This window comes from Myxococcus sp. AB025B (genome assembly GCF_006518215.1).
GTDB classification, from domain to species: Bacteria; Myxococcota; Myxococcia; order Myxococcales; family Myxococcaceae; genus Myxococcus; species Myxococcus fulvus.
The window spans coordinates 1-1,218 of the sequence record NZ_SRLW01000640.1 but is presented as its reverse complement, the minus strand read 5'-3'; the positions used below and the strand labels follow the sequence as shown (position 1 = coordinate 1,218).

Genomic DNA, 1,218 nt, shown 5'->3' with positions numbered 1-1,218 from the left:
TGGCAGAGCCCCTGCCGGACCGGTTTTGCCGAACTCGCGCGGTCCACACTGTCGCGCTTCCTGGGCGCTTCACGTCCGGACCTGATTGGCCGAACCCAACAGCGACCTGATTGGCCGAGCCTTGACACGCGAGGCCCTGGACTTCATTCTCGAGCTCTACCGGGTGGAGGCCCAGGCGCGTGAGGCGGACGTGGCGCGCACCGCCGCGCACCGCGAGCTGCGCCAGCTACGCAGCGCCCCCGTCCTCGCCAGGCTGCGCGTCTGGCTCGAAACGCAGGCGCCGCGCCACCCGCCCAAGAGTCCACTGGGCCAGGCCATCTCCTACGCCCTCAAGCAGTGGGAGGCCCTCACGCGCTTCGTGGAGAATGAGCGGCTTCCTCTTGACAACAACCGCTCGGAGGCGGCGCTGAGAAAGGCGGCCCTGGGCCGCAAAAACTTCCTCTTCGTCGGCCACGAGGCCGCGGGAGAGAATCTCGCCGGCCTCTACGCGCTGGTGGCCACCTGCGAGGCCAACCAAATCAATCCCGAGGCATATCTGGCCGACGTGCTGCTGCGTGTGCAGACGCACCCCAACTCGCGCATCGGTGAGCTGCTACCCCACGAGTGGGTGCGACGACGCGCCGCCGAACTGGCCCAGCCTCCCCTCCAGCCCAGTCCCTGAACACCCTCGCTCCTCGCGGCGCTCGCCGAGCACGGTACTCGTCCGTCGTCAAACTTCCCGGCACGACGTCCACCGGACGGTTACGTAGGTGCGCGTCACGGAGGAGTTCGAAGCGCGCAGGCTGATGCAGCAGAAGCTCGCCGGACGCCGGGGGCTGAGGCTGAGCACCGTGCCACCCTGAGTCTACCACCGTCGACGCCAGAGGAACACCGAGGCAGAGTCGCCCGTGCGTCTGCTACCGGTGCAGGTGAGCCGTGCACCCGCCCTCGATGTGGCGGTGCTGGAGGTGGTGATCGCCGGCGGAGCGCGCGTGCATTTCGAACCAGGCACGGACGTGGACTACGTGGCCAGACTGGTCACCGCGCTGGGACTGCGTGCTGACGCTGCCGGCCTCGGTGCGAATCCTGCTGTTCACCGGGCCGGTGGACATGCGCAATTATGCCGAGTCCGGCGTTATGCGGAGTTGAGGGGTATGCCGCGCCGCCCACGGTCGATCCGACCTAGCGTGTCGAGGCCATGAGACCCTTGGCCAACTCCGCATAATCGTGAGCTTCCTT

Annotated in this window: 1 pseudogene; it reads left to right on the top strand. The window is 67.7% G+C overall.

Annotated elements, in window-relative coordinates:
* Positions 1 to 127: 127 nt before the first annotated feature.
* Positions 128 to 661: pseudogene (locus FL311_RS43240) on the top strand (transposase); the annotation flags it as partial.
* Positions 662 to 1,218: the final 557 nt, after the last annotated feature.